We start from the raw sequence: 24,490 nt of genomic DNA on the forward strand, positions 1-24,490 counted from the left end.
CCGTCACCCCCGCCGCCGCGACCGTCCACGTCTCCGCTTCCTCGGCCGCCGCCTCCGCCGTGGCCGTCGTCCGGGGTGCTCCCGCCGGTGCCGTTCCCGCCGGCGCCGTTCCCCTCGGGGCCGTCCGTGGCGTCCAGGCGGGAGACGGTCCGCACCAGCGCGTGGGTCTGCTCCCGCCAGGGAGCCCGTACGTCGCTGGTCGTGAGGGCGGGCCCGGAGCGCCAGCACGCCTCGGTGCGCGCCTCGGACGTGCTCCGGCCGGCCACCGCGGCACCGAGCGGGTCCGGAAGCCCGAGCGCGACCGCGACCAGCCCGTCGACGCTCATCAGGTGCGCGATCACCCCGGCCACGGTCGTGGGACGGCTCGTGGGCACCTCGCCCTCGAACCACCGCAGCCGTACCGCGGCCTGCCACTCGGAGGCCCGGATGTCCTGCAGCAGTGCGTCCAGGCGCGCGGTCTCGGCGTCGTAGGCCGCGGCCCACTCCGGGACGGGGACGCGCGGCGGTCGCCGCTCCAGGCAGCTGTCCAGGACCCGGGTCCGCAGGCCCGGGTCGAGGTCGAGGTTGTCGGGCCGGTGCAGCAGACCCACCGCCTCGCGCAGCCGCAACGCCTCCTCCGCGCAGTCGCCGCACTCGCCGAGGTGCTCCTCGACGGCCGTGGTCTCCTCGCCGGAACAGGCGGCCAGCGCCCACGCGCCCAGCAGTGACTTCAGGACATCGTGCGCCGGCACGGCGGGTTCTTCCGGACCCGCCTTCACCGCCGGCGGTGGCGCGGGCAGCGGTCGCCCGCCGTCCTCGACGGGCACCCGGGGCAGCGGTATGCGGGGCCGCCGCCCGGCCCCGTCCGAGCCGCCCTCCCCGAGGGGAGAGCCGCCACCCGTGCCGCGGCCGTCGTCGAAGGCACCGCTCGCGGAGGAACGGCCGTCGTCGAAGGCGTCGCCCTCCCCCTCGAACGGGGTCGCGCCCGTCATGCCGCACCCCCCTGTCCGGGCGCTGTCCGCGGGGGCCCGGTGTCGTGGGCGGTGGACAGCAGCTGCAGGCCGAGGCGGAGCCGGCGGCGGGCCTCGTCCTCGGTGACGCCCAGGTCGGCGGCGGTACGGCGGTAGTCGCGGCGCTGGAAGTAGGCCAGCTCCAGGGCGGCGCGCAGCGGGGCGGGCATGGAGTGGACGATGTAGTCGGCGCGGGCGGCGGCGGAGGCGCGCCGCACCGTGCGCTCCAGCTCCTCCCGCGAGCCTCCGTCGCCGCGGGTCAGCGCGGTGGCCCCGGTGGAGCGCAGCCGCTGCACCGCGAGCCGGTGGGTCAGATCGGCCAGCCAGGAGCGCAGGGGTCCCTCCCGGGGGTCGTACGCCTCGGGGTACTGCCACAGGTGGACGAAGACATCGTGGGTGACGGCGTCGGCGGCCCGCTCCTCGCCGAGAACACGGTGGGCGAGGCCGTGCACGAGGGAGGCGTAGCGGTCGTACACCTCGCCGAGGGCGGCGGCCTCGCCGTCGGCGAGCCGCTGCCGCATCCTGCGGTCCTCGCGGGGCGGTGTGTCCCCGTCCGCCATGTGGCCCCCTCCACAGCTGGTCCCTGCCGGGTCCAGCGTGTCTGCCTGGTCTCTTCGAATGTAGTGGGCACGTCTGACAGCGCACGCCTCTTCGTGGCATCGCGCGCCTCCGCGGCGCCGCGGGCCTGTCCCGGGCGCCTACCCGGCCGCTGCCCTGCTCAAGACTGCCGCCCGATCAACATTGATCGAAAGAGATCAAATGTAGAGAGAATATGACCGAAACAAGTCTCTCTGTGCACTGCCGCGGTTTGCTGCGCGGTGTTTGGGGGAACGGCCGCTGGGCAGCCGCGCGGAAAGAAGCGTAGGAACTGCTTCCGTTTCCGGGCGGTTCCGGGGAAGATCCGGCGAGCGGAGGGCAGGCCGTGGCGTTCAAGGTGAGCGGCGACGAACAGGGCGAGTGGAGCGTGCTCCGGGTCGCGGGCGAACTGGATCTGGTGACCTCGCCGGTACTGCGCCAGCGCATCCACGAGGTGGTGGCCGAGGGGCGGCACGACCTCGTGCTGGATCTCTCGCACGTCTTCTTCTGCGACTCCAGCGGCGTGGGCGTCCTCATCGCCGCGCGCCGACTGATCCGCTCCTGCCGGGGCCGGCTGCGGCTGATCCTCCCGGCGGGCGGCGCCGAAGAGGGCTCCCACGTCAACCGGGTGCTCGGCGCGCTCGGCGTCCGCCGCCTCTTCGACGTCTACCCGGACCTCCCGGCGGCGGTGGACGAGGAGCCGCTGTCCGCCTGACCGGCGTGACGGCTCCCGGTCGTCACGGAGTGTGGCGACGGGGGCGTCACGCACCGTAGGCGCCGAGTCGTTTCGTCGACCTGACTCGCCACGTACCGGAGTCGCCGTCGTGCTCCGGTACCTTGTGTGGGATGCGAGTGGTTCCGAGGACCTGCCGTCCCGGTGTTGCCCCTGCGGCGGCCCCGGACCGGGCGGTGCGCGCCGCGGCTCGCGAGGTAGGACGGCCGTCGCCGCCCGCCTGTTCGACTGCCCGTGGCGGGCGTCGCACAGTATGCCGCACGAGCACTCCTTCGCGCGGGAATATGCCCGAAGCGCTTGTTGCGGTGACGGTACGTCAACCATGCTGTTCCACAAGGGAGTCACGTTCCGTGACCCTTGCCTCGGCCGTTGTGCCGGCCATGCAGGAAATGGCGGCGATCGTGGCCCTCGTGCGGTGCGGGGCCATGCGTCCGCCGGTTCGGATGGTGTGAGCGGTGCAGGTGCTACAAGTGCAGCTGGAGATCCGGCCCGACCCCGCGGAGGTGGGGCGGGCCCGCAGGTGGGCCCGCGCCCGGCTCGCGGTGTCGGGCATAGCGGCCGAGGAGCCGCTCGCCGAGACCCTGGTGCTGCTCGTCTCCGAACTCGTCACCAACGCCGTCGTCCACACCGGCGCTCCGGCCGTGCTCAGCCTGTCCCTGCCGAGCGAGGCGGCCGCGGCGGCCCCCGTGCGCCTGGAGGTCGCGGACGCCAGCACCCGTGCCCCGGTGCCGCGTTGCGCGGACGACGACGCCACGGGCGGGCGTGGTCTCGCCCTCGTCGACGGCCTCGCCGACCGCTGGGGCTGGAGCGCCGAAGGCGCGGGCAAGCGGATCTGGTGCGAACTGGACCGCTGTGCGCCCCCCGTGGCCCCGGCCGCCCGCGGCGGCCGCGCCGCGACGGACGAGGGGCGGCTGCGCGAGCCGGTGGTGTGCGAGGGGGCCGCCCACCAGGGGCCGTACGACGGGCCCGCGTTCGGTGGACTGGCCTACGAAGCGGTGTAGCGCGCGGCGAGTTCTGTGCGCGGGTGCGCGGGGGACGCGGCCGGCCGTGCGCCGGGGGTTGCTTCCGTGCGCGCCCGTTGTGATACCGGCATAACGGGCAAATTGCAGAAGCCCTGTTGACGGTTCGTGTCCATTTGATCACGCTTGTGGGCAGCGATTCGCCGCGAGGGGACGTCGAGGGCGGCCGGCTGCCGCCGGTCCTCGACGAGTGTGAGTCGTGCGGTCGGCGTCCGTCGGCCCCTTTCAGGGCTCGGGGGGTGGGGTCGGTGCGCCGGGGCCGGATGGCGGCGCGCGATGCCGTGCTCGGGGCGGGCATGGGCGCGCCGCCACCCGGACTCTCCCGCGTCCACAGGCTGTGGACGACGGCGGACCGCGACGCTCACGCCCGCGCCTTCACCCCGCCCGCGTTCACGCCGGCCCCGCCCCCAGCGTCGCCCGGAACGTGCGCCGGTAGGCGGTCGGCGTCACCCCGAGCGCCGCCTGCAGATGCTGCCGCATCGACTGGGCCGTGCCGAACCCCGCCTCCCGCGCCACCTGGTCCACGGACAGGTCCGTGGACTCCAGCAGGTGCCGAGCGCGTTCCACCCGCTGCTGGGTGAGCCACTGCCCCGGGCTGATCCCGACCTCCTCGCGGAAGCGCCGGGTGAAGGTCCGCACCGACATGGCCTCCTGCTCGGCCATGTCCCGCAACTGAATGGGCTCCTTCAGGCGCCCCAGCGCCCAGGCGCGGGCCGCGGTCGTGGTGGCCACCTGCGGATCGGGTACCGGCCGCTGGATGTACTGTGCCTGCCCGCCGTCGCGGTGCGGCGGCACGACCATGCGTCGGGCGACGTCGTTGGCGACGGCGGTGCCGTGGTCGCGGCGCACGATGTGCAGGCACAGGTCGATCCCGGCGGCCACGCCCGCCGAGGTGAGCACGTCGCCGTCGTCGATGAACAGCACGTCCGCGTCCACGTCGACCTTCGGGAACATCCGCTGGAAGCGCTCGGCGTCGGCCCAGTGGGTGGTGGCCGGGCGGCCGTCCAGGTAACCGGCGGCGGCCAGCACGTACACGCCCGTGCAGATGGAGGCGAGCCGGGTGCCGGGCCGGATGAGGGCCAGCGCGGCGGCCAGTTCCTCGGTCAGCCGGCCCTCCCGGACGACCGGGCCGAGCTGGTAGGAGGCGGGGACGATCACGGTGTCGGCGGTGGCCAGCGCCTGAGGCCCGTGGTCGACCTGGACGGCGAAGTCGGCGTCCGTCGTGACCGGCCCTGGCGGCCGGACCGAGCAGGTGACGACCTCGTACAGGCGCCGTCGCTCGGCGTCCCTGGCGCACCCGAACACGCGGTGGGGGATGCCCAGTTCGAACGGGAGCAGCCCGTCCAGAGCGAGGACGACGACGCGGTGCGGCCGGAACTCCTGCGCGAGGCTCATGGCCCGATCCTAACGAAGGCTGTCCTCCGGGCCACTCGATGGACGGGATCCCGCACCGGAAGCTGGATGACGTGACCCAGACAACCGAACCCGCCGCCATCCGCCGGAGCGCATCCTCGCCCGGCAGGCGGCCCGCTCGTGTGCACCGCGCGTGGTTCGTCGCCGCCGTCACCTTCGTGACCATCGTCGGCGCGGCCGCCTTCCGCTCCCTGCCCGGCCTGCTCATCGACCCCCTGCACGCCGAGTTCGGCTGGTCGCGGGGCACGATCGGCGCCGCCGTCTCGATCAACCTCGCCCTGTACGGGCTCACCGCGCCCTTCGCCGCCGCGCTGATGGACCGCTTCGGCATCCGCAAGGTGGTCGCCCTCGCCCTGACCGTCATCGCCGTCGGCTCGGGCCTGACCGTGTGGATGACCGCGCCCTGGCAGCTGTGGCTGTGCTGGGGCCTGCTCGTCGGCCTCGGCTCCGGTTCGATGGCGCTGGCCTTCGCGGCGACCGTGACCAACCGCTGGTTCACCGAGCGGCGCGGCCTGGTCAGCGGCATCCTCACCGCCGCCTCCGCCTCCGGGCAGCTGATCTTCCTGCCCGTGCTGTCCTGGATGGTCGAGGGGCACGGCTGGCGCCCGGCCGCCGTCACGGTCGCCCTCGCCGCCCTCGCCGTCGTCCCCTTCGTCTGGCTGCTGCTGCGCGACCACCCGGCCGACGTGGGCGTACGGCCGTACGGGGCCGCCGAGTTCGTGGCGAAGCCGGAACCGGTGCGGGGAGCCGCCCGCCGCGCGCTGACCGTCCTGTTCTCCGCGGTCCGTACGACCCCCTTCTGGCTGCTGGCCGGCACCTTCGCGATCTGCGGCGCCTCCACCAACGGCCTGATCCAGACCCACTTCGTGCCCGCCGCCCACGACCACGGCATGCCCATCACCACGGCGGCCTCCCTGCTCGCGGTCGTCGGCGTCTTCGACGTGGCCGGCACGATCGCCTCCGGCTGGTTCACCGACCGCTTCGAGCCGCGCCGCCTGCTCGCGGTGTACTACGCCCTGCGCGGGCTCTCCCTGCTCTTCCTGCCGATGCTGCTGGCCCCGAACGTGCACCCGCCGATGGTCTTCTTCATCGTCTTCTACGGCCTGGACTGGGTCGCCACCGTCCCGCCCACCCTGGCCCTGTGCCGCGAGCACTACGGCGAGGACAGCGCGATCGTCTTCGGCTGGGTCCTCGCCTCCCACCAGGTCGGCGCCGCCCTGATCGCCTACCTCGGCGGGCTCGTGCGGGACACGACCGGCTCCTACGACACGGTCTGGTACGCCGCGGGCGCCCTGTGCGCGGCGGCGGCGCTGATGGCGCTGGTGATCCGGCGCCGCGCCGACGCCCGGCCGGGCCGGCTCACGACCGCCGGATAAGCCCCCCAGGGGCACGGCCGGGTCGGCCACAATGATGCGATGGGTGACATACGCAAGAGGTCCCTGGTCGACCCGGCCCCCGAACTGCGCGGGCACGGGCTGCGGTTGCGCATCTGGGACCCGGAGTCGGAAAGCGACGTGGAGAACTGGCTGCGGGCGCGCACCGATCCGGAGTTCCGGCGCTGGAACACCCCGCTGGTCCTGGAGGAGGACCTGGACGACGCCCGCGCCTCGCTGGCCTCCCACGTCCAGACCGCCGTCGACGGCACGGGCATGCCCTTCTGCGTCACCGACGAGGTGACCGGACAGACGCTGGGACACGTCGGCATCGGTGAGATCAGCCGCCCGCTGCGCTGCGGCAGGGTCGGCTACTGGGTGCTGCCCGAGGCCCGCGGCCGCAAGGTCGCCACCCTGGCCCTGACGCTCGCCACCCGCTGGGCCTTCACGGACTTCGGCCTGCACCGGCTGGAGCTGGGCCACGCCCTCGGGCACACCGCCTCCTGCCGGATCGCCGAACGGTGCGGGTTCCCCTACGAGGGCACCCTGCGCGGCGCCATGTGGGAGGCGGGCCGCCAGGACGCCTTCCGGGACTGCCACCTGCACGCCCGGCTGGCCACCGACGAAGAGCCGCCCCGGTAATTCGCTGGCCCGCGCACGGTCGTCGCCCGGACCATGGAGCATGGCATCCGACGACTGGTACCTGACCGACGACCTCGATGAATTCCTCTCCCGCGCCGGTGAGTTCCTGCGTTCCCGGCCCGCCGCCCACACCGTCCCCCTGACGGTGACGGAGAACCTGCGCTCGCGCGGCCCCGGTGTCTACGGCGACGGGGCACCGGAGTTCGGTGTGCTGGAGGGCAAGAGCGAGCGGGCCGGCACCCGCGAGGTGCGCGCCGCCTTCTTCCGCACGCCGCCGCATCCGGTCGTCGTGACGGCCTTGACGGAACAGGAGGCCGACGCGCTGGCCCAGCGGCTCGCAGCGACGTACGCGAGCACGGGAACGGGGGCCGGGACGGGAACGGGGGCGGCGGCAGCGCCGGGGGCGGAGCCGCGCGGCGGCCGGGCGCCCCTGTCGGGGGTCAGCGCCGAGCGGGACACCGCCGAGGCGTTCGCCGCGGCCTGGCGGCGCCGCACCGGGGCCCGGGTCACCCCGCGCCGGCGGATGCGGCTGTACCGGCTGGGCGAGCTGAGCGTCCCCCGGCCGGTGCCGCCCGGGCGGGCCAGGGTGGCGGCGGAGCCGGACCGCGCCCTGCTCGCCCGGTGGTACGACGAGTTCTGCGCCGCCGTGGACGAGCCGCTCGGGCGGGGCGGGCCGGCGTGGGCGGACGACCGCGTCCGGCTGGGTGACGTGCTGCTCTGGGAGTCCCCCGACGGCGTCCCCGTCGCCATGGCCGGCAGGTCACCGCAGGTCGCCGGGCAGATCCGCGTCATGGGCGTCTACACACCCGCGCACCTGCGCGGCCGGGGGTACGCGGGCGCCGTCACGGCCGAGGTCAGCCGGGCCGCGCTCGCCTCGGGCGCGCAGGAGGTCCTGCTCTTCACCGACCTGGCCAACCCCACCAGCAACGGCCTCTACCAGCGCATCGGCTACCGCCCGGTGTCCGACTTCGCGGTGTACGACTTCACCTGAGCGGCCGCGTCCGAGCGGCCCGCCCACGGGAGCGATCCGCCTGTCCGAGCGGCGCCCACGGGAGCGGCCTGTCCGCCCGAGCGGGGCGCACGCGAACGAGCGGCCTGCCCGGTTGCCGGCTCACCGCCTCACGGCCACAGCAGCTCGCGGTCCCACCCCTTGGGGGTACCGCGGTAGCGCAGGCGGACGTGGCGGCGGCGGGCCTCGCCCTGGAAGAACTCCACCTCCTGCGGACGCAGGCGGTACAGCGTCCAGGACGCCACCTCGGCCCGCGGCTCGCGCTCGGCCCGCTCCCAGGCCGCCTCGGATGCGCGGGCCAGTTCCTCCGGCGAGCCCAGCGGCTCGCTCTGCCGCCCGGTCAGGGCGGCGGCCAGGGCACCCGTCGAGCGGGCGTGCAGATCGGCCTGCGCCTGCTCGGACGGGGCGGTCGACACCGGGCCGCGGAGGCGGACCTGGCGGCCCAGCAGCGGCCAGTAGAAGGCCAGCGCCGCGTACGGGCGGGCGGCGAGATGGCGGCCCTTGCGGCTGTCCGCGTGCGTCGCGAAGGACCAGCCCTCCTCGTCCGCGCCGTGCAGCATCACGATACGCACGTCCGGGTGGCCCTCCGCGTCCCCGGTCGCCAGGGACATCGTGTGCGGTTCACGCTCGCCGGCCGCGACCGCCTCGGCGAACCAGCTCTCGAACAGGGCGAGCGGCGTGTCCGGCGCCGCGGCCGGGTCGAAGGCGGGCAGCCGGGTGACCTCCGGGTCCCACACGCGCAGTGACCTCAGCAGGTCGTGCAGATCGGTGTGCATGCGCCGAGTATCGCTCCGTACGGCGAGGCAGCCGCCGGTCGGGCCGCCACCCGGTCGGGCCGCCGCCCGCTGGACCACGGCGAGGCAGCCGCCGGTCGGGTCACCGTCCGGTCGGGCCGCCGCCCGCAGGACCACGGCGAGGCAGCCGGCCGGACGGGCCATGACGGGGCCAGCCACCCGGACGGGCCACGACGGGGCATCCGTCCGCCGGGCCCCTGCCACAAAGGTCCCCACAGTGCAGCAGGCGGCGGTCCACTTGGGTGAACCGCCGCCTGCCTGACAGGACTTGGGGACCAGGGTGCCGTGACGGGCCCGGCCGGTACCGGGCTATCTCGTGGGCTTCTTCCCGGTGACGCCCAGGTGCACCAACAGCGCGAGGTTCGGCTTCAATTCGGCCTGCTTCACACCCCAGGAGGTGAAGCCCTTCTGGTGGGAGGCCACGGCGGCGAGCATCGCGACGAGCGCGCCGGCGATCGCGGCCGGATTCACGTCCTTGTCGATCCTGCCCTTGGACTGGAGTTCGGCAACCGAATCCGCGAGGGAGCTGTTCACGGAGTTGAGGATCTTCATACGGAGCTTGTAGAAACGTTTGTCCCCTTCGGCCGCACCAAGATCGACAACGCGCAGAATCGCGTCGTTGCGGCGCCAGAAGTCCAGGAATCCCTCCACGAGTTCCTGGGCGGTCTGCCAGCCCGCCTTGCCGACCCAGGAACGCCCTTCGAGCAGTTCCGTCAATACGGAGCTTTGCGAGGCCATTTGCTCGGCGATCTCCAGAACGGCTCCCTCGACGTCGGGGAAGTACTGGTAGAAGGTCGCGGGCGAAGTCCCCGCCTTCCGGGCGACATCGATGACCTTGACGTCCCGGTAAGGGGAGGAGCTGAGCATCTCACTGAGGCAGTCGAGCAGCTTCTGCCGCGTCGCCTGCCCACGTCGTCCGGCCACGCGGCCGTCAACGGTGCGCACTTGTCCTGTCATGTCGTCAGCTTACCGAGGGGGCGTGGGGGCGCGATTCGGCCGACTGCAAATGGGGTGAACGAGCGGCAAGAGGCCACAGTGCCTGGTCTGCGGGGTGTGGGAGGGGCGGGTTAGGTTGGCGTTATGGCCGAAAACAGGGCATCCGCATTCAGGGAGGGCGTCCCCTGCTGGGTGGACGCGCAGCTTCCCGACATCGAGGCGGGCAAGCGGTTCTACGGTGAGCTTTTCGGGTGGTCCTTCGCGACGGAGGACGAGGACGGGACGCCGTACGGCGGCTCCGTGGTGGCCCGTCTGGAGGGCGCCCCGGTCGCCTCGCTCACCGCGAAACGGGACGGCCGGATGCCCACCGTGTGGACCGTCTACTTCGCCGCCCCGGACCCCGGGGCGCTGGCCGGGCGGATCCACGCAGGCGGCGGCCGGCTCCTGGGCGAGCCCCGGCCCGTCGGCCCCTTCGGCAGGGCCCTGCTGGCCGCCGACCCCGAGCACGCCGTCTTCGGGCTGTGGCAGCCGGGTGCCCACGCGGGCTTCGGCCGGCGGCACGAGCCGGGCAGCTTCGGCTGGGCCCAGCTGTACACCCGCGACACCGAGGCCGCCAACGCCTTCTACGGCAGCCTCTTCCACGACGCCCTCTTCGGCCCCGACGCCCGCCCCGACTTCGGCCGCGCCGCCGTCACCGACGTCTTCCCGCCCCAGATGCCGCCGCACTTCCTGGTGCACTTCCGGGTCGCGGACGCCGAGGCGGCCCTCGGCACGGTCGCCCGGCTCGGCGGCCGGGTGCAGGTGCCGCCCTTCACGGCGTCCTACGGGACCGTGGCGGTCGTCGCCGACGACCAGGGGGCGTCCTTCGCCCTGCTGCAACGGTGACCGGACGTGCCGCGGCGCTGACCGCAACCGCCGCACCGCCGACCACAGTCTGCGCATCACCGACCGAAGTCCCCGCATGGCCGACCGGAATCCCCGCATTCAGGCGTTTTGCGGCGGGACATCCCGATGCGTCGGCGGGTTCGCAACCAGTGCCCCGGCCAGGAAGAATCGGGGTGCGTGCCGCCACGGCGGTGCGGTGGTGAGACGCTGCACTTCGGTCGCGTACACATGGAGGTGGCGCGGCTCGTACGGGGAGGTGGCAGGCAAGTGGTGGATCAGCTGACGCAGCACGATCCGCGGCGGATCGGGCCGTTCGAGGTGCTGGGACGGCTGGGTGCCGGCGGCATGGGGCTGGTCTATCTCGCCCGCTCGGCGTCCGGCCGGCGGGTGGCGATCAAGACGGTGCGCACCGAGCTGGCCGAAGACCAGCTGTTCCGGGTGCGCTTCACCCGCGAGGTGGAGGCCGCGCGGGCGGTCTCCGGCTTCTACACGGCCGCGGTCGTGGACGCCGACCCGCGCGCCGCCGTGCCGTGGCTGGCCACCGCCTACGTCCCCGCGCCCTCCCTCGAGGAGATAGTGACCGAGTGCGGGCCGCTCCCGGTCCAGGCGGTGCGCTGGCTCGCCGCGGGCGTCGCCGAGGCGCTGCAGTCCATCCACGGCGCCGGCCTCGTCCACCGCGACCTGAAGCCGTCCAACGTGCTCGTGGTCGAGGACGGGCCCCGGGTGATCGACTTCGGCATCGCCTCCGGTGTCTCGAACACCCGGCTGACCATGACGAACGTCGCCGTCGGCACCCCCGCCTACATGTCCCCGGAGCAGGCCAAGGACTCGCGCAGCGTGACCGGCGCCAGCGACGTCTTCTCGCTCGGCTCCACCCTCGTCTTCGCCGCCACCGGCCACCCGCCCTTCCACGGCGCCAACCCGGTCGAGACGGTGTTCATGCTGCTGCGCGAGGGCCCGGACCTCGAAGGTCTTCCGGAGGAGCTGCGCCCGCTGATCGAGTCCTGCATGCGGATGGACGCCTCGGCCCGGCCCACCCCGGCCGACCTGCAGGCCCAGCTCGCCCCGCACCTGTTCGCGGCCGGCTCCGACGACAGCGGCAACATGGAGGTGCTGGCGCAGTTCGGCGACGAGCGGCAGAGGAAGCAGTGGCTGGAGCCGCTGCTGGCCGGGGAGATCCGCTCGGCGTTCGCGATGACCGAGCCGGAGGTGGCCTCCTCGGACGCTCGGCTTCCCCCCCAGCGCGTCCCCTCGCAGCCTCCGCGCGGCCCCGCCGCGGGCGGCGCCCCGCCCCCCCATCCCCCCCAGCCCCCCGCCGCGGGGCTCGCGGGCGGCCCGCCCGGGCCCGGCCCTGACCCTCGTCACCGCCCCCCCCGCGACCCCCCCCGCCCGGGCGCCCGCCCTTCTCCCCCCCGCTCGCGGGCGGGGACGTACGGCACGGGCTGCGCCTGGCGGTGAACCACAGCGGGCCCTCGGGCGCGGCCGGTGCCCTCACCGGCGGCCTGCTCGGTGCCCTGCACGGCGAGACGGCCCTCCCGCCGGCCTGGCTGGCCGAGCTGGAGGGCCGTCCCACCCTGCTGGTCCTGGCGGACGACTTCGCGATGGAGATGACCCAGGGGCCCGCGCTGCACGGTCCCACCGGATCGTCTCCGGGCTGGCTGGCCCGCTATCCGCGCGCCTGACCGGTCGCCCCCCGGCACCGGCGGTCACGGCGGCCGGGTGCGCGCGGCGCCGGAGGTCACGACGGCTGGGTGCCCACCACGTCGTCGCCCGCGCCCGCCGGTGCGGGGACGACGGCCGCCCGGGACCGGTCGCCGTCGTCGTCGGTGTTGACCTTCTCGATGATCGCCAGGCGTTCCGGGGTGTCCTCGGGCCTGAGGTAGCCGATGGCGATGTACAGCACCAGGGACACCGCGAGCGGCACGGACACCTGGTACTGCAGCGCGACCCCGCCGACGGCCTGGTCGATCGGGTAGTTCACCAGGTAGAAGGCGAGCAGACCCGCACCCCAGCTGGTGAGCGCGGCCGTCGGCCCGGAGCGGCGGAAGGGGCGCAGCAGACCCAGCATCATCGGGATGGCGATCGGGCCCATCAGGCCGGCGACCCACTTGATGACGACGGTGATGATGTCCTTGAAGGTGGGGGAGTTGACCTGGGTGGCCACCGCCATCGACAGGCCGAGGAAGACGACGGTGGTGACGCGGGCCGCGACCAGGCCGCTGCGCCCGCCCCAGGTGCGGGCCCGCCGGGAGAGCACGGGAGCCACGTCCCGGGTGAAGACGGCGGCGATGGCGTTGGCGTCGGAGGAGCACATGGCCATGGTGTGGGAGAAGAAGCCGACGATGACCAGGCCCAGCAGGCCGTGCGGGAGGAGCTGTTCGGTCATCAGGCCGTAGGAGTCGGAGCCGTCCGGCTTGACGGCGTGCACCAGCAGCGGGGACATCCACATCGGGTAGAACAGGACGACCGGCCACACCAGCCACAGCACCGCCGACAGCCGCGCGGACCGTTCGGCCTGCCGGGCGCTGCCCGTCGCCATGTAGCGCTGGGCCTGGTTGAGCATGCCGCCGTTGTACTCGAAGAGCTTGATGAACAAAAAGGCCAGCAGGAACACCGTCCCGTACGGGCCGACCAGGGGCTTTCCGTGGCCGTGCAGTGCGGGTTCGTCCCAGGCGCCGAGGAAGCCGATGCCCTTGTCGTTCAGTTTCAGCACGACCGCGACGAACATGGACAGGCCGGCGAGCAACTGGATGACGAACTGGCCCAGTTCGGTCAGCGCATCCGCCCACAGGCCGCCGATGGTGCAGTAGACCGCGGTGATCAGGCCGGTGATGAGGATGCCCTGGTTGAGGGTGACGCCGGTGAAGACGGACAACAGGGTGGCGATCGCCGCCCACTTGGCGCCCACGTCCACGATCTTCAGCAGCATGCCGGACCAGGCGAGCGCCTGCTGGGTGGGGACGTTGTAGCGGTTCTTCAGGTACTCCAGGGGCGAGGCGACGTGCAGGCGGGAGCGCAGGCGGTTGATGCGGGGCGCGAACAGCCGGGAACCGATGGCGATGCCCAGCGCGATCGGGAAGGACCAGGTGACGAACGAGGTGACGCCGTAGGTGTAGGCGATGCCCGCGTACCCGGTGAACATCACCGCGCTGTAGCCGGACATGTGGTGCGAGATGCCGGACAGCCACCAGGGCATCTTGCCGCCCGCGGTGAAGAAGTCGCTGACGTCGTCCACGCGCTTGTGCGACCAGACGCCGATCGCGACCATCACGCCGAAGTAGCCGATGAGCACGGCCCAGTCGAGACTGTTCATGTGCCCCCTTCCAGGGTCCGCCTTGTGAACTCCGCTCAGCTGGTCGGCACTTCGCCTGAGCGGGGTAGGGGCGAGGCAGGCCGCGAAGTGCCCGCTCATCGTGGGTTCGTCCACATGGGCACGACAAGCGAGGGGAAGGTCAAGAGCGAGCAAAAACGTTCGACTTGCTGACCTTGGTTCATGCACATGAACGCACGAGAGGGGGCATCGGGAAGGTTCCGGGCATGCGCAGAGCCCCCTCGGCAAGGACGGCGAACTGGTCGAGAGGGCTCTGCGGGCGGCGCCGACGGTAGGAGGGCGCCTGCTGTGCTGATTCAGTTGTGGTGCGCGAGACGTGCCGGCCGGGCGGCGGTGGGAGGATCGCTGCGATCCTCCCGCTCACGCCCTGATCGACGCCACGAAGGAGTTCCAGGCCTCGGCCGGGAAGTCGAGCACCGGGCCCTGCGGGACCTTGGAGTCCCGGACCGACATGGCCGCGACCACCGGTGACTTGACCTCGACGCACGCGCCGTTGCCCGTGGAGTACGAGGACTTGGTCCACGTCTCCGTGGCGCCCTGACGAATTGCCATTTCTGCTCCGGATTGCCAGTGGAGTGGTTGAGTTGCTGTCACCGCACGACGCGTTCGCCGGGAACCCACTGCGCGGTTCGGGAACCCACTGCGCGGCACGCACCACCGCTGAGCGCGATGGCGTGATCGACGCTACCCGCCACTCCCGGCCTGCGAAGGCGCCGTTCACTCGACCGGATGGCATATTCCGAGGGAGCTTCCACCCGGCTCGGGTGGAGGTGTACCGTGCGCGATCCTCAGTCCGCGTACTCCTTGGCGATCTTGGCGATGAACTGGCGCGACTGCTCCACGTTCAGCGCCTGCGCCCGCAGGTGCTCGTACATCACGCTGTACTTCTGGACGTCGTTCGCCTTCTCCAGGTACAGGTCGCTGGTGACACCCTCGATGTAGACGACGCTGGAGTCGGCCGCGTCGGGGAACTCCAGGATGGCGTACTGCCCGTTCAGGCCCGGATGCGCGCCCATCTCGAAGGGGATCACCTGCACGGTCACGTGCGGCAGCTGGGACTGCTCCACCAGGTGCTCCAACTGCTCGCGCATCAGGGACCGGTTGCCCACCACCCGGCGCAGGGCGGCCTCGTCGAGGACGGTCCACAGCCGCAACGGGTTCTCGGTGGCGGAGATTCGTTCCTGCCGCCGCATCCGCACCTGCACCCGCTTGTCGATGTCGGCGGGCGCCGTCTCCGGCAGCGCCCCGGCGATCAGCGCCTGGGCGTACTGCCGGGTCTGCAGCAGGCCGGGCACCACCTGCGGGTCGTAGATCCGCAGGCTCGCCGCGTCCGTCTCCAGACCGATGTAGACGCTGTACGGGATGTCACCGAAGGAGTGCCACCAGCCCTGCTGTCGCGAGTCCTTGGCCATCTGCATCAGCGACTCCACGACGCGGTGGTCCTCCACCTCGTAGACCCCGCACAGATCGCGGACGTCGCGCTGGCTGATGCTGCGCCGGCCGTTCTCCAGACGGCTGATCTTCGACTGCGACACCAGCAGCCGCTCCGCCACTTCCTCGGCCGTCATGCCCTTGAGCTCGCGGAGCCTGCGCAGCTCCTGGCCCAGCCGGCGCCGCCTGACGGTGGGATTGACATTGGACGCCACGGGACGTGCACCTCCGGCTGCATGCCTCTACTTTGCGTATCTGCTGCTGAGCAGACTGCCACCAAGGTGCTTCCTACCGCTGGAAAACGGCGGATATGCGGCGGGTACACGCCAGTTCAGGGACTTCCGGGACGCCCGCCGCCGTCCCTGGACGCGGCCGAGCGGGGCGGTGCGACGGTGCCGTCGCATCGCCCCGCTCGAACCTGCGGCTCCCGAACCGGGCCTGAGGACTGCGCGTGGTGCTGGTTCGGGGGCGGTGGTGCTTGTCCGGGTCGTGGTGGTGCCTGTTCGGGTTGTGGTGGTGCTGTGCCGGCCGTGGCCCATGGCCCACCGTGGCCCGTGGCCTGCGGCCACCGCCTGCGGTGGGCCCATGGCCCACCGTGGCCCGTGGCCTGCGGCCACCGCCTGCGGTCTGCCGCCTGCGGCCGCCGCCTCAGTGCGCCGCGGCGCGTGCCATGGACCCGTGGCGCGGCTGCATCGGCACCCCCCGAGCGGGTTCCGCCGCGGACCTGCCCGCGGCCGGCCTGCCCGCAGCGGCCTGACGGCCACCGGCCGGCGCCGGCGCCGGGGCGGCACTGCGGCGCGGCTGGGCCGCCACGCCGTTCTGGACGTCCATCACGGCGTGCGCCACGAGGCCGCCCATCGGGTCGTGCCGGATCAGATCCCGCAACCGGGAACGGGACGAACGGCCCTCGTTGCCCGGATACAGGTGCTTGCCCAGACCGACCGCGTGCGCCAGGGCGGCGAGCGCCGCGGTCCGCGGGTCCGGCGGTACGCCGGTGCGGATCGCGGAGTCCAGCCGGGCCCTGATCTCCCGGCTGATGGCCGTGTCCGTCGCCTGGTAACGCGTCGTCGGCAGCACCCCGCACATCTGGCCGGGCACGGCGGCGACCATGCCGCACCGCTCCAGGTGCGTCAGGTAGGTCTGGCGGAGCCCGAGGCGGGGTCCGCCGATCCAGTGGACCGCCCGCACCGGAGCGCCACGCCTGCGCAGCAGCTCCAACGCACAGTCCAGAGTCGGATCTCCTGTCGGCCGTGGCACCACCACGGCGATACGATCCCCGTCTGGGGCTATCCGCCCGGCCAACGCAAGCTCCACTAGCTGTGCGCCGGCCAGACCGAGGTCGAGCGACTGCGGCTGCGCAGTGGTACCCGTGGCCGGGTCCAGTGCGAGCAGCAGAAGCTCCTCCGGAAGTGTTCTGCGGCTCCTGCCCATCCATGCCTCCCCGCGTGGATGAATGACAGGGTGACCCCTCTCACATTGGTCTGTCGAGGGTGCGTGACCGGTTCGTAGTGGAACCGGTAGGTATGTCGTTCTCGTCTTCCGCGTGGGTTTGGCCCGTACACAGGACACTGGTACATGGTTCGGACAGCGGTACGGCCGCGTGGCAGGGCCATGTGGTGCGGCCCAGTGGTACGGCCCCGGTCCGGGTGGCGGTTCACGGTTCGGTAGCAGCACGCGGGGCGTGCGGCGCATGGAGGAGGCATCGGTGGCGGGCGAGTCCCCCGACAGGTCGAAGCAGCGCGAGTCGTCGGCAGAACCGACGTCGGGGAGCGCGGGTCCGGTTCCCGGGGCCAGGGGCGAGGCGGGGAGCGAGGCCAACGGCGAGGGCGGTGCGGCTCGCGAGGTCCGCGATCCGCGACTGGCGCTCGCCGGGGAGTCCGACGAGCCCGGCATGTCTGATGGGTCCCGTACTTCTGATGGGTCCCGTACGTCTGCGTCCGGTGCGTCCGGTGGGCGTGGCGGGGTGGACACGGCGACGCGGGGGCTGTCGGGGCGGGGCGTCGTGACGGAGGAGGCGGAGGCGTCGCAGGCGTCCGGGGAATCCGGGGAATCCGGGGAGGGCGGGCGCGCCGAGGACGACGGCGAGGCCGGGGGCGGCGACGCGGCCGGAGAGAAGAAGGCCGAGGCGGCCGGGGGCGCGGAGAGCAAGAAGCCGGTGGCCGAGGACGAGGAGCCAGGGGCCGGGGACAGGAAGCCCGCGGCCGGGAAGGGCGAGGGCAAGGAGGCCGAGGGCAAGAAGTCCGACGCCGAGAAGAAGCCTGAGGCCGAGAAGCCCGGCGCCGAGAAGTCCGGCGCCGAGAAGTCCGGGGGTGGGAACCCCGCGCCCGGACCGGAGGCCACGTCGGAGCCCGAGCCGGCCCCCAAGTCCACGCCCGAGCCGAAGCGCGCCGAGGCGAAGGCCGCCGACCCGAGGGGTGACCCCACGGCCGACCCGAAGGGCGAGTCGAAGCCCACCGCCCCGAAGACCGGCCCGCAGGGCGCCCCGAAGACCGCCGACCCGAAGGCCGAGTCGGAGGGCGAGCCCGAGGCCGACGCACCCGTCGACCAGCCCACCGCCGTCTTCAAGGCGCCCAAGCCCGCCGTCGACCAGCCGACCACCATGCTGAAGCTGGGCGGCGGCTCGAAGAACGACGCGAAGGCCGGGCCCAAGCGCGTGCCCGGCTCCGACGAGTCCGACGCCGAACGCACCAGCAAGTTCGTCGCGCTCAAGCCGCTCGACGCCCCGGAGACCCGCAAGCCGCAGCCCAAGCAGCAGCCCGGGACCGCGCCGAAGTCGCCGTCGCCGTCGCAGCCGAAGCCGCAGCCGGGTGCCAAGGCCGCCGTGCCCTCCGCGGACGCCGTGGACGCCGTGGACGCCACGGCCCCCGTGCCCCAGGCCGGCCCGGAGCGTACGACGCAGCAGCCGCTGCCGCCCAAGCCTCCGCTGGACCTGCTGGCCGAGCTGACGAACACGCCGCCGCCCCCGCAGACCCCGCTGCGCACCCTGCTGCGCCGGATCAAGATCTGGACGCCGCTGGTGGTGCTCCTCGCGATCATCTTTGCGATCGTGCAGGCGCTGCGCCCGCTGCCGTCCCCGGCGCTGGCGCTGTCCGCCAAGGACACCTTCACCTTCGACGGAGCGAAGGCGACCCTGCCGTGGCCGAACGAGGGCCAGGGCTGGATGGACGTCGACGGCATCGGCACGATGGGCCACTTCGGCAAGCAGACGCCGGTGGCCATCGGCTCGGTCGCCAAGACGATGACCGCGTACATCGTCCTGAGGGACCACCCGCTCAAGCCGGGCCAGGAAGGCCCGAAGATCAAGGTGGACGCGACGGCGGAGAAGGAGGGCAGCTACGACAAGAGCGGCGGCGAGTCCACGCTCAACACGGTCAAGGCCGGTGACTTCCTCACCGAGAAGCAGGCCCTGTCCGCGGTCATGATCCCCTCGGCGAACAACATCGCGCGGCTGCTCGCCCGCTGGGACGCGGGCTCGGAGGCGGCGTTCGTCAAGAAGATGAACGCCACCGCCCAGGAACTGGGCATGACCGGGACGACGTACACCGACCCCTCGGGTCTGACGAAGACCACGGTCTCCACGGCCGAGGACCAGGTGAAGCTCGGTCGTGCGGTGGTGAAGATCCCGGCGCTGGTCGCCATCACCAGCGCGGCCAGCTGGACGGACCCCTCCGGCCGCAACTGGCCGAACTACAACCAGCTGCCCTACACCATGGGCGCGATCGGCATCAAGACCGGCACCACGACCGCGGCCGGCGGCAACCTGCTGTTCGCCGCCCGCAAGGAGGTCGGCGGCCAGACGGTCACCGTCGTCGGCGCGATCCTCGGCCAGCACCAGGGCCCGTCGATCCTCGACACGGTCAACGCGGTCAGCTCGACCGCGCTGAAGGCCGCCAAGGAGGCGCTGACCTCGTCGAAGATCCTGAAGAAGGGCGAGGTCGTCGGGTACGTGGACGATCAGCTCGGTGGTCACACCCCGGTCGTGGTCACCAAGGACGTCACGGCGGTCGGCTGGTCGGGCCTGCGGGTCGAGCTGTCCCTCACCGGCGGTGACCTGCCGCACTCGGCGAAGGCCGGGACGAAGGTGGGCACGCTCACCGTGGGCGACGGCTCGCGCGGCGCGGTCCAGGTGCCCGTCGCCCTGCAGACGGACCTCACCGAGCCCGGCTTCACGGACAAGCTGACCCGCCTCGGCTGACCGTCTCGGCCCGGCCGCCGTCTCTGCCCCTCGCACCCCGTCGCGGAGCCCCACCCGGAGGCTCCCCGGCGGGGTGCGTGCTAGCGTCACGAATCGGGGCACGTCGCCGGTCGCGCGGGACGCGGCCGCGAACTCAAGGACGGGACACGGGGAGTGCCTTCAGGTGGCCACAGCGGAGCCGACACGCGCCGACGACGCCGAGCCGGGGCCGGGAACGGGCCCACGAATAGGACCGCCGACCACCGGTACGGGCCGTGACCAGCCGTTCGCCGACCGTGGAGACATGAGCCGCCACCGGCTCCCGCCCGCCGAGGACGGTCACCCGCGCGCCGAGGACGCACCCGCCCGTCGAGGACCGGCTCCCGCCGCCGAGGACGGTCACCCGCGCGGCGAGGGCCGCATGCCGCGGGTCCGGGCCGCCGTCATGGCGGTGCGGGCCCGGATGCTCCGGCACCCCGCCCTGTCGATCACCGCGGTGGCCGGGGTGCTGCACATCGTCTGGTTCTTCACGTTCGCCAACAGCGGCGGCGACCTCGCGGCGCAGGACGCGTGGGCCGAGTTCGTCGGCCGGCACCCGGACTCGGCGTACAACCTCGCCTGGTACGGCGGGATGCACCCGGTGTCCTACAGCGTGGTCTCGCCGTACCTGATGTCCGTCCTGGGCGTGCGGACGACGATGATGATCGCGGGCACGGTCTCGGCCGGCCTGCTGACGCTCGTCCTGGTGCGCAGCCGCAGGGTGCGCAACCCCCTGTGGGCGGCGCTGGCCGGTGTCTTCGGACTGCTGTGCAACGCGGTGTCGGGCCGGGTGACGTTCGGCCTGGGCACGATGTTCGCGCTCGGCGCGGTGGCGGCGGTGTTCTGCTGGCCGTACCGCTGGCGGCACAAACGCTGGGCGAAGGCGCTGGTCGCGGCGCCGCTGGCCGCGCTGGCCACCATGTCCTCGCCGGTCGCGGGACTGTTCGTGGGCCTGGTCGCGGTGGCGCTGTTCCTGCAGAAGCGCCGCCCCGGCGCCTGGGCGCTCGGGCTGGCGCCGAGCGCGGTGGTGGCCGTCTCGGCGCTGCTGTTCCCGTTCTCCGGCACCCAGCCGATGGGGTTCGGCTCGGCGTCGCTGCCGCTGCTCTACGCGATCCTCGGCGCCGTCCTCGTGCCCAAGCGGTGGAAGACCGTCCGGATCACCGCCTGGGTGTACGCCCTGTCGGTCGTCGGGGTGTGGCTGATCAGCTCCCAGATCGGCTCCAACATCACCCGGCTGGCGATGCTGTTCGCCGGGGTGGTGCTGGTGGCGGCGCTGCCGTTCACCGTCCCGCGCACCCGCAAGTGGTACGCGACCGTGCTGGCGCTGGTCGGGTTCGTGGTCTGGATCGGGATCAAGTCGGTGGACGACGTCGTCCACACCGCGCCCGCCGCGTCCTGGTCGCGGGAGCTGGCCCCGCTGGTCAACCAGCTGCAGAAGGTGGGCGCGCAGAAGGGCCGCGTCGAGGTGGTCCCCGCCAGCTCCCACCGGGAGGCGTCCGCGCTGGCGCCGTACGTCAACCTGGCCCGCGGCTGGAACCGCCAGGCCGACATGCAGCGCAACCCGCTGTTCTACGACGACACGCTGAACTCCGCGAACTACCACGAGTGGCTGCGGCGCTGGGCCGTCCACTACGTCGTGCTGCCCAAGGGCGAACCCGACGGCGACGGCGGGCAGCGCGAGCGGGCCCTGGTGCAGCGCGGCATGCCCTACCTGCGGCAGATCTGGGGCGACGCCAACTGGCAGCTGTTCAAGGTGACCGACCCGACTCCGCTAGCCGAGCCCGACGCCGTCGTGGACCGCGCCGAACAGGGCGAGATGACCATCGAGGTGCGCACGCCCGGCCGCATCCTCGTCCGCGTGCCGTACTCGCCGTGGCTGAGCCTGGTCGACGAGCACGGCAAGAAGCTGAAGGCGCCGCAGGAGACCGAGGCGTCCAAGCACCGCGCCCCGGGCACCCCGAAGACGTACGACAACGTCAACGGCTGCCTGGCGCAGACGCCGGAGGACGCCAGCGGCGACAAGTGGACCATGCTGCTGGCCCCCCGAGCGGGAACCTACCGCCTGGCGGCCCCTTACCAACTGCCCCGGGGCACCCCCTGCCCCGACGAACTGAAGCAGTGAGCCGGGCCTGACCGGCCCGCGCCCGCGAGCAAGGCCACCCACCCCTGCCTCCCCGACAGGGGCGGGTGGCCGCGGCGCTCAGCCCAGCTGGGCCTCGACGGCCGCGACGAGCTCCGGGGACTCCGGGTCGGTGCGCGGGGAGAACCTGGCGACGACGCGGCCGTCCCGGCCGATGAGGAACTTCTCGAAGTTCCAGCGGATGTCGCCGCTGTGTCCCTCGGCGTCGGCGAAGCCGACCAGGCGCTCGTACAGCGGGTGCCGGTCCGCCCCGTTGACGTCGACCTTCTCGGTCATCGGGAAGGTCACGCCGTACGTCGCCGAGCAGAACTCGGCGATCTCCTCGGCGCTGCCCGGCTCCTGGCCCGCGAACTGGTTGCACGGCACCCCGAGCACGGTGAAGCCCCGCTCGGCGTACCGCTCGTGCAGCCGCTCCAGCCCCTCGTACTGCGGGGTGAGCCCGCACTTGGAGGCCACGTTCACGACGAGGACGACCCGCCCCGCGTACTGTCCGAGGTCCGCGGACCCGCCCTGAAGGGCGCCGATCTCCACGTCGAGGGGAGCGGCGCCGTTGCTCTCGGTGATGGTCATGACGGCGATGCTAGTCCTCGGGTGTGACAGTCCCGGGGTCCGCGCCGCCCGCCTCGCCGGGTGGGGGGGGGTCCTGCCTGGGGAGGCCGTCCCGCCGGATGAGTCCGTCCTGTCGGGTGCCGCCGTCCCGCCGGGTGCGGCCGTCCCGCTCGGCGCTGCCGTCTCGTTGGGTGCGGCCGTCCCGCCGGGGGAGGCCGTCTCGACGAGGAGCCGTCCCGCCGCCGTTCGCGAGTACAGCACCGACCGCCCGGCCCGGCGCCGCTCCACCAGCCCCGCCTCCAGCAGCACCCGCAGATGCCGGCCCACCGACCCCAGCCGCTGCCCGGTGACCGCGGTCAGCTGGGTGGTGCTGAGCGGGGAGGCGAGCAGCACCAGCACCTCGGCCCGGGCGCGGCCCAGCAGCGCGCCGAGGGCCGCGGGGGCGGCGGCGCGCCGCCCGTCGTCACCGGCCAGGGCGCCCGCGCACGGATAGACGACGGCGTACCGGCGCGGCGGGGCCTCCCACGACACCCACCCGGTCTGCGGGGTGACCGGCACGAACACGAGCTGCGCGCCGGAGATCTCCCGCGGCGGATACTCGTGCAGATTGACCTGCAGCCGGTTCCCGCCCAGCCAGCGCGTCCCCGGCCTCAGTCCCTCCAGGACGGCCGCCCAGCCGCCCCGGCTCACCTGCGCGGTGCGGGCCACGACGTCGGCCTCCAGGACGCGCCGCCGCCGCTCCCAGGTGGGCCGTACGGTCTCCGTCCAGACGTACTCCATGAGCCGGGCCGCGCGCTCGGGCAGGTCGTCGCGGTCCAGCGCGTCCGGCACCGGACCGGCCAGCGACGTCCGCAGATGGGCGCGGGCCAGGACGGGATCGGCGGCCCGCACGCGCGCGACACCCTCCTCGAAGCTCTCCCCGTCCCGGGGCGTCGGCGTGAGGAAGTCGGCGATCCACTCCCGGCCGAGTCCGGCCCGCACCAGCAGCGCGGTCACCGGATCCGCCGCCAGCCGCCGCCGGTAGCCGGGCAGATGCGTACGCAGCCAGGCGTGCTCGCCGGGGTGGCTGCCGGGGTGCCCGCCCACACCCGCGTGCAACAGCTTCAGGCACGCGAACGTCTCGGCGAGCGGCGAGAGCACGAACCGGCTTCCGGCGAGCGTGTCGGCGTTGATCTGCCACCAGCCCATGGAACTCCCGCGTCCCCCGTGAACGTTTCGCGTGTGCGCGAAACAATAACGACCGCCGCCGGACCCGCCCGAGACTCCGGCTCATGCGCAGCTACCAGGACCTCTTCCGCACCCCGGAGTTCACGCCGCTCTTCCTCTCCGCCGCTGCCCAGACCATGGCCCAGACGGTCGGCGGACTCGCCCTGGGCACCCTGGTCTACCGGGCGACCGACTCTCCGCTGCTGTCCGCGGTGAGCATGTTCGGCCCGTCGCTCGCCCAGATGCTCGGTGCGACCCTGTTCCTCTCGGGCGCCGACCGGCTGCCGCCGCGCCGGGCGCTGGCGGGCGTGTCCCTGGCCTTCGCGGCCGGCACGGCACTGCTGGCGCTGCCGGGCCTGCCGCTCGGCGCGCTGTTCGCGGTGATCTTCGTCCAGGGCCTGGTCGCCTCACTGGGCGGCGGCGTCCGCTGGGGCCTGCTGAACGAGATCCTGGCCGACGGCGCCCGCGGCGGAAACGACGGCTACCTGCTGGGCCGTTCCGTGTTCAACATGATGAGCGGGCTGATGCAGATCACCGGGTACGCGGCCGGCGGCGCGCTTCTCGCCCTGCTGTCACCGCGCGCCTCGCTGCTGCTGTCGGCGGCGCTGTACGCGGTGGCCGCCGCCGGGGCGTGCCTCGGCCTGACCCGCCGCCCGCCCCGCGCGACGGGCCGCCCGTCGGTCGCGGCGACCTGGCGCGCCAACGCCCGCCTGCTCGCCGACCGGCCGCGCCGCCTGACCTACCTGGGCCTGTGGCTCCCCAACGGCCTGATCGTCGGCTGCGAGTCGCTGTACGTGTCCTACGCCCCCGGCGCGGCGGGCACGCTGTTCGCCTGCGCGGCCCTGGGCATGCTCGCCGGGGACGTGACGGTGGGCCGCCTGCTGCCGCCGGCCGTGCGGCGCCGGGCGGCCACGCCGCTGCTGTTGCTGCTGGCCGTCCCGTACCTGGCCTTCGCCCTGCACCCGCCCGTCCCCGTGGCCGCCTGCCTGGTCACCCTCGCCTCGGCCGGTTTCGGCGCGAGCCTGGTGCAGCAGGAGCGGCTGATGACCCTCACGCCCGCCGAACTGAGCGGCCACGCCCTCGGTCTGCACTCCGCCGGCATGCTCACGATGCAGGGGGTGAGCGCGTCCCTGGCGGGCGCGGTGGCCCAGGGCACGTCTCCCGCGGCGGCGATGGCGGCGACGGCGGGGGCGTCGATCGCGGTGACCGCCACCCTGGCGGCGGCGTCCCGCCGCACGCGGGCCACGGCCC

Annotated in this window: 19 protein-coding genes and 3 pseudogenes; 11 read left to right on the plus strand and 11 right to left on the minus strand. The window is 73.3% G+C overall.

What is annotated here, in order from left to right; translation table 11 throughout:
• Nucleotides 1-971 (minus strand): zf-HC2 domain-containing protein (locus GV126_RS20000; protein ID WP_201299855.1); only part of this gene is annotated, 971 nt, incomplete at its 3' end.
• Nucleotides 968-1,549, minus strand: coding sequence for a sigma-70 family RNA polymerase sigma factor (locus GV126_RS20005; protein WP_159668670.1), 582 nt, complete (start codon nucleotides 1,547-1,549; stop codon nucleotides 968-970). The genes GV126_RS20000 and GV126_RS20005, both read right to left, overlap by 4 nt.
• Nucleotides 1,550-1,911: 362 nt before the next feature.
• Here GV126_RS20005 and GV126_RS20010 point away from each other — a divergent pair, with 362 nt between their 5' ends.
• The gene (locus GV126_RS20010) at nucleotides 1,912-2,280 is read left to right on the plus strand and encodes an STAS domain-containing protein (protein ID WP_159668673.1); all 369 of its coding nucleotides are present in this window, start codon (nucleotides 1,912-1,914) and stop codon (nucleotides 2,278-2,280) included.
• Nucleotides 2,281-2,768: 488 nt separating this feature from the next.
• A complete protein-coding gene (locus GV126_RS20015; protein ID WP_159673897.1) occupies nucleotides 2,769-3,299 on the plus strand; it encodes an ATP-binding protein in 531 nt (176 codons plus the stop codon).
• Nucleotides 3,300-3,707: 408 nt separating this feature from the next.
• On the opposite strand, the gene GV126_RS20020 is transcribed toward GV126_RS20015, so the two are convergent.
• A complete protein-coding gene (locus tag GV126_RS20020; RefSeq protein ID WP_159668676.1) occupies nucleotides 3,708-4,712 on the minus strand; it encodes a GlxA family transcriptional regulator in 1,005 nt (334 codons plus the stop codon).
• A 71-nt stretch (nucleotides 4,713-4,783) separates the two neighbouring features.
• On the opposite strand from GV126_RS20020, the gene GV126_RS20025 reads away from it, so the two are divergent.
• Genes GV126_RS20025 through GV126_RS20035 form a run of 3 tightly spaced genes read left to right on the plus strand, consistent with a single transcriptional unit; the run spans nucleotide 4,784 to nucleotide 7,736 of the window.
• Nucleotides 4,784-6,106 carry an MFS transporter gene (locus tag GV126_RS20025; RefSeq protein ID WP_419796091.1) on the plus strand — a complete coding sequence of 441 codons (1,323 nt, stop codon included), beginning with the start codon at nucleotides 4,784-4,786 and terminating at the stop codon, nucleotides 6,104-6,106.
• Nucleotides 6,107-6,145: 39 nt separating this feature from the next.
• Nucleotides 6,146-6,745, plus strand: a complete 600-nt coding sequence (locus GV126_RS20030) for a GNAT family N-acetyltransferase (RefSeq protein ID WP_159668682.1) — start codon at nucleotides 6,146-6,148, stop codon at nucleotides 6,743-6,745.
• Between the two features lie 40 nt (nucleotides 6,746-6,785).
• Nucleotides 6,786-7,736, plus strand: coding sequence for a GNAT family N-acetyltransferase (locus GV126_RS20035; protein WP_159668685.1), 951 nt, complete (start codon nucleotides 6,786-6,788; stop codon nucleotides 7,734-7,736).
• 128 nt (nucleotides 7,737-7,864) lie between these two features.
• On the opposite strand, the gene GV126_RS20040 is transcribed toward GV126_RS20035, so the two are convergent.
• Together GV126_RS20040 and GV126_RS20045 are read right to left on the minus strand one after the other, a co-directional pair.
• Nucleotides 7,865-8,530, minus strand: a complete 666-nt coding sequence (locus GV126_RS20040; RefSeq protein ID WP_159668688.1) for a pyridoxine/pyridoxamine 5'-phosphate oxidase — start codon at nucleotides 8,528-8,530, stop codon at nucleotides 7,865-7,867.
• 327 nt (nucleotides 8,531-8,857) lie between these two features.
• Entirely contained in the window at nucleotides 8,858-9,493 is a 636-nt protein-coding gene (locus GV126_RS20045) for a TetR family transcriptional regulator (protein ID WP_159673899.1), read from the minus strand.
• A 135-nt stretch (nucleotides 9,494-9,628) separates the two neighbouring features.
• Between GV126_RS20045 and kbpA the strand changes: the two genes are divergently transcribed.
• From kbpA to GV126_RS20065, 3 genes and pseudogenes are all read left to right on the plus strand, one after another.
• On the plus strand, nucleotides 9,629-10,369 hold the full coding sequence (gene kbpA / locus GV126_RS20050) for an AfsK-binding protein KbpA (protein ID WP_159668691.1): 741 nt from the start codon (nucleotides 9,629-9,631) through the stop codon (nucleotides 10,367-10,369).
• Nucleotides 10,370-10,636: 267 nt separating this feature from the next.
• Nucleotides 10,637-11,470: pseudogene (locus tag GV126_RS20060) on the plus strand (serine/threonine-protein kinase); the annotation flags it as partial.
• A 314-nt stretch (nucleotides 11,471-11,784) separates the two neighbouring features.
• Nucleotides 11,785-12,051: pseudogene (locus tag GV126_RS20065) on the plus strand (ADP-ribosylglycohydrolase family protein); the annotation flags it as partial.
• A gap of 56 nt (nucleotides 12,052-12,107) precedes the next feature.
• Here GV126_RS20065 and GV126_RS20070 read toward each other — a convergent pair.
• The 4 genes from GV126_RS20070 to GV126_RS20085 form a co-directional block, all read right to left on the minus strand.
• Nucleotides 12,108-13,682, minus strand: coding sequence for a sodium:solute symporter family protein (locus GV126_RS20070; RefSeq protein WP_159668697.1), 1,575 nt, complete (start codon nucleotides 13,680-13,682; stop codon nucleotides 12,108-12,110).
• A gap of 378 nt (nucleotides 13,683-14,060) precedes the next feature.
• Nucleotides 14,061-14,252 carry a DUF397 domain-containing protein gene (locus tag GV126_RS20075; protein WP_159668700.1) on the minus strand — a complete coding sequence of 64 codons (192 nt, stop codon included), beginning with the start codon at nucleotides 14,250-14,252 and terminating at the stop codon, nucleotides 14,061-14,063.
• 236 nt (nucleotides 14,253-14,488) lie between these two features.
• Nucleotides 14,489-15,346 carry a helix-turn-helix domain-containing protein gene (locus GV126_RS20080; protein WP_159668703.1) on the minus strand — a complete coding sequence of 286 codons (858 nt, stop codon included), beginning with the start codon at nucleotides 15,344-15,346 and terminating at the stop codon, nucleotides 14,489-14,491.
• 433 nt (nucleotides 15,347-15,779) lie between these two features.
• Complete coding sequence (locus GV126_RS20085) at nucleotides 15,780-16,562, minus strand: GOLPH3/VPS74 family protein (RefSeq protein WP_159668706.1); 783 nt, start codon at nucleotides 16,560-16,562, stop codon at nucleotides 15,780-15,782.
• Nucleotides 16,563-16,821: 259 nt separating this feature from the next.
• Here GV126_RS20085 and GV126_RS20090 point away from each other — a divergent pair, with 259 nt between their 5' ends.
• Complete coding sequence (locus tag GV126_RS20090) at nucleotides 16,822-19,326, plus strand: D-alanyl-D-alanine carboxypeptidase (RefSeq protein ID WP_159668709.1); 2,505 nt, start codon at nucleotides 16,822-16,824, stop codon at nucleotides 19,324-19,326.
• A 163-nt stretch (nucleotides 19,327-19,489) separates the two neighbouring features.
• Nucleotides 19,490-21,466, plus strand: a complete 1,977-nt coding sequence (locus GV126_RS20095; RefSeq protein WP_159668712.1) for a DUF8823 domain-containing protein — start codon at nucleotides 19,490-19,492, stop codon at nucleotides 21,464-21,466.
• A 78-nt stretch (nucleotides 21,467-21,544) separates the two neighbouring features.
• Here GV126_RS20095 and GV126_RS20100 read toward each other — a convergent pair whose 3' ends face one another.
• A complete protein-coding gene (locus tag GV126_RS20100) occupies nucleotides 21,545-22,054 on the minus strand; it encodes a glutathione peroxidase (protein WP_159673901.1) in 510 nt (169 codons plus the stop codon).
• Nucleotides 22,055-22,240: 186 nt separating this feature from the next.
• Nucleotides 22,241-23,221, minus strand: a pseudogene (locus GV126_RS20105) (ArsR/SmtB family transcription factor); the annotation flags it as partial.
• Nucleotides 23,222-23,304: 83 nt separating this feature from the next.
• Between GV126_RS20105 and GV126_RS20110 the strand changes: the two are divergent.
• A partial coding sequence (locus GV126_RS20110; RefSeq protein WP_159668714.1) for an MFS transporter occupies nucleotides 23,305-24,490 on the plus strand: 1,186 nt, incomplete at its 3' end.

Source organism: Streptomyces mexicanus, assembly GCF_902506575.1.
Taxonomy (GTDB): Bacteria; Actinomycetota; Actinomycetes; order Streptomycetales; family Streptomycetaceae; genus Streptomyces; species Streptomyces mexicanus.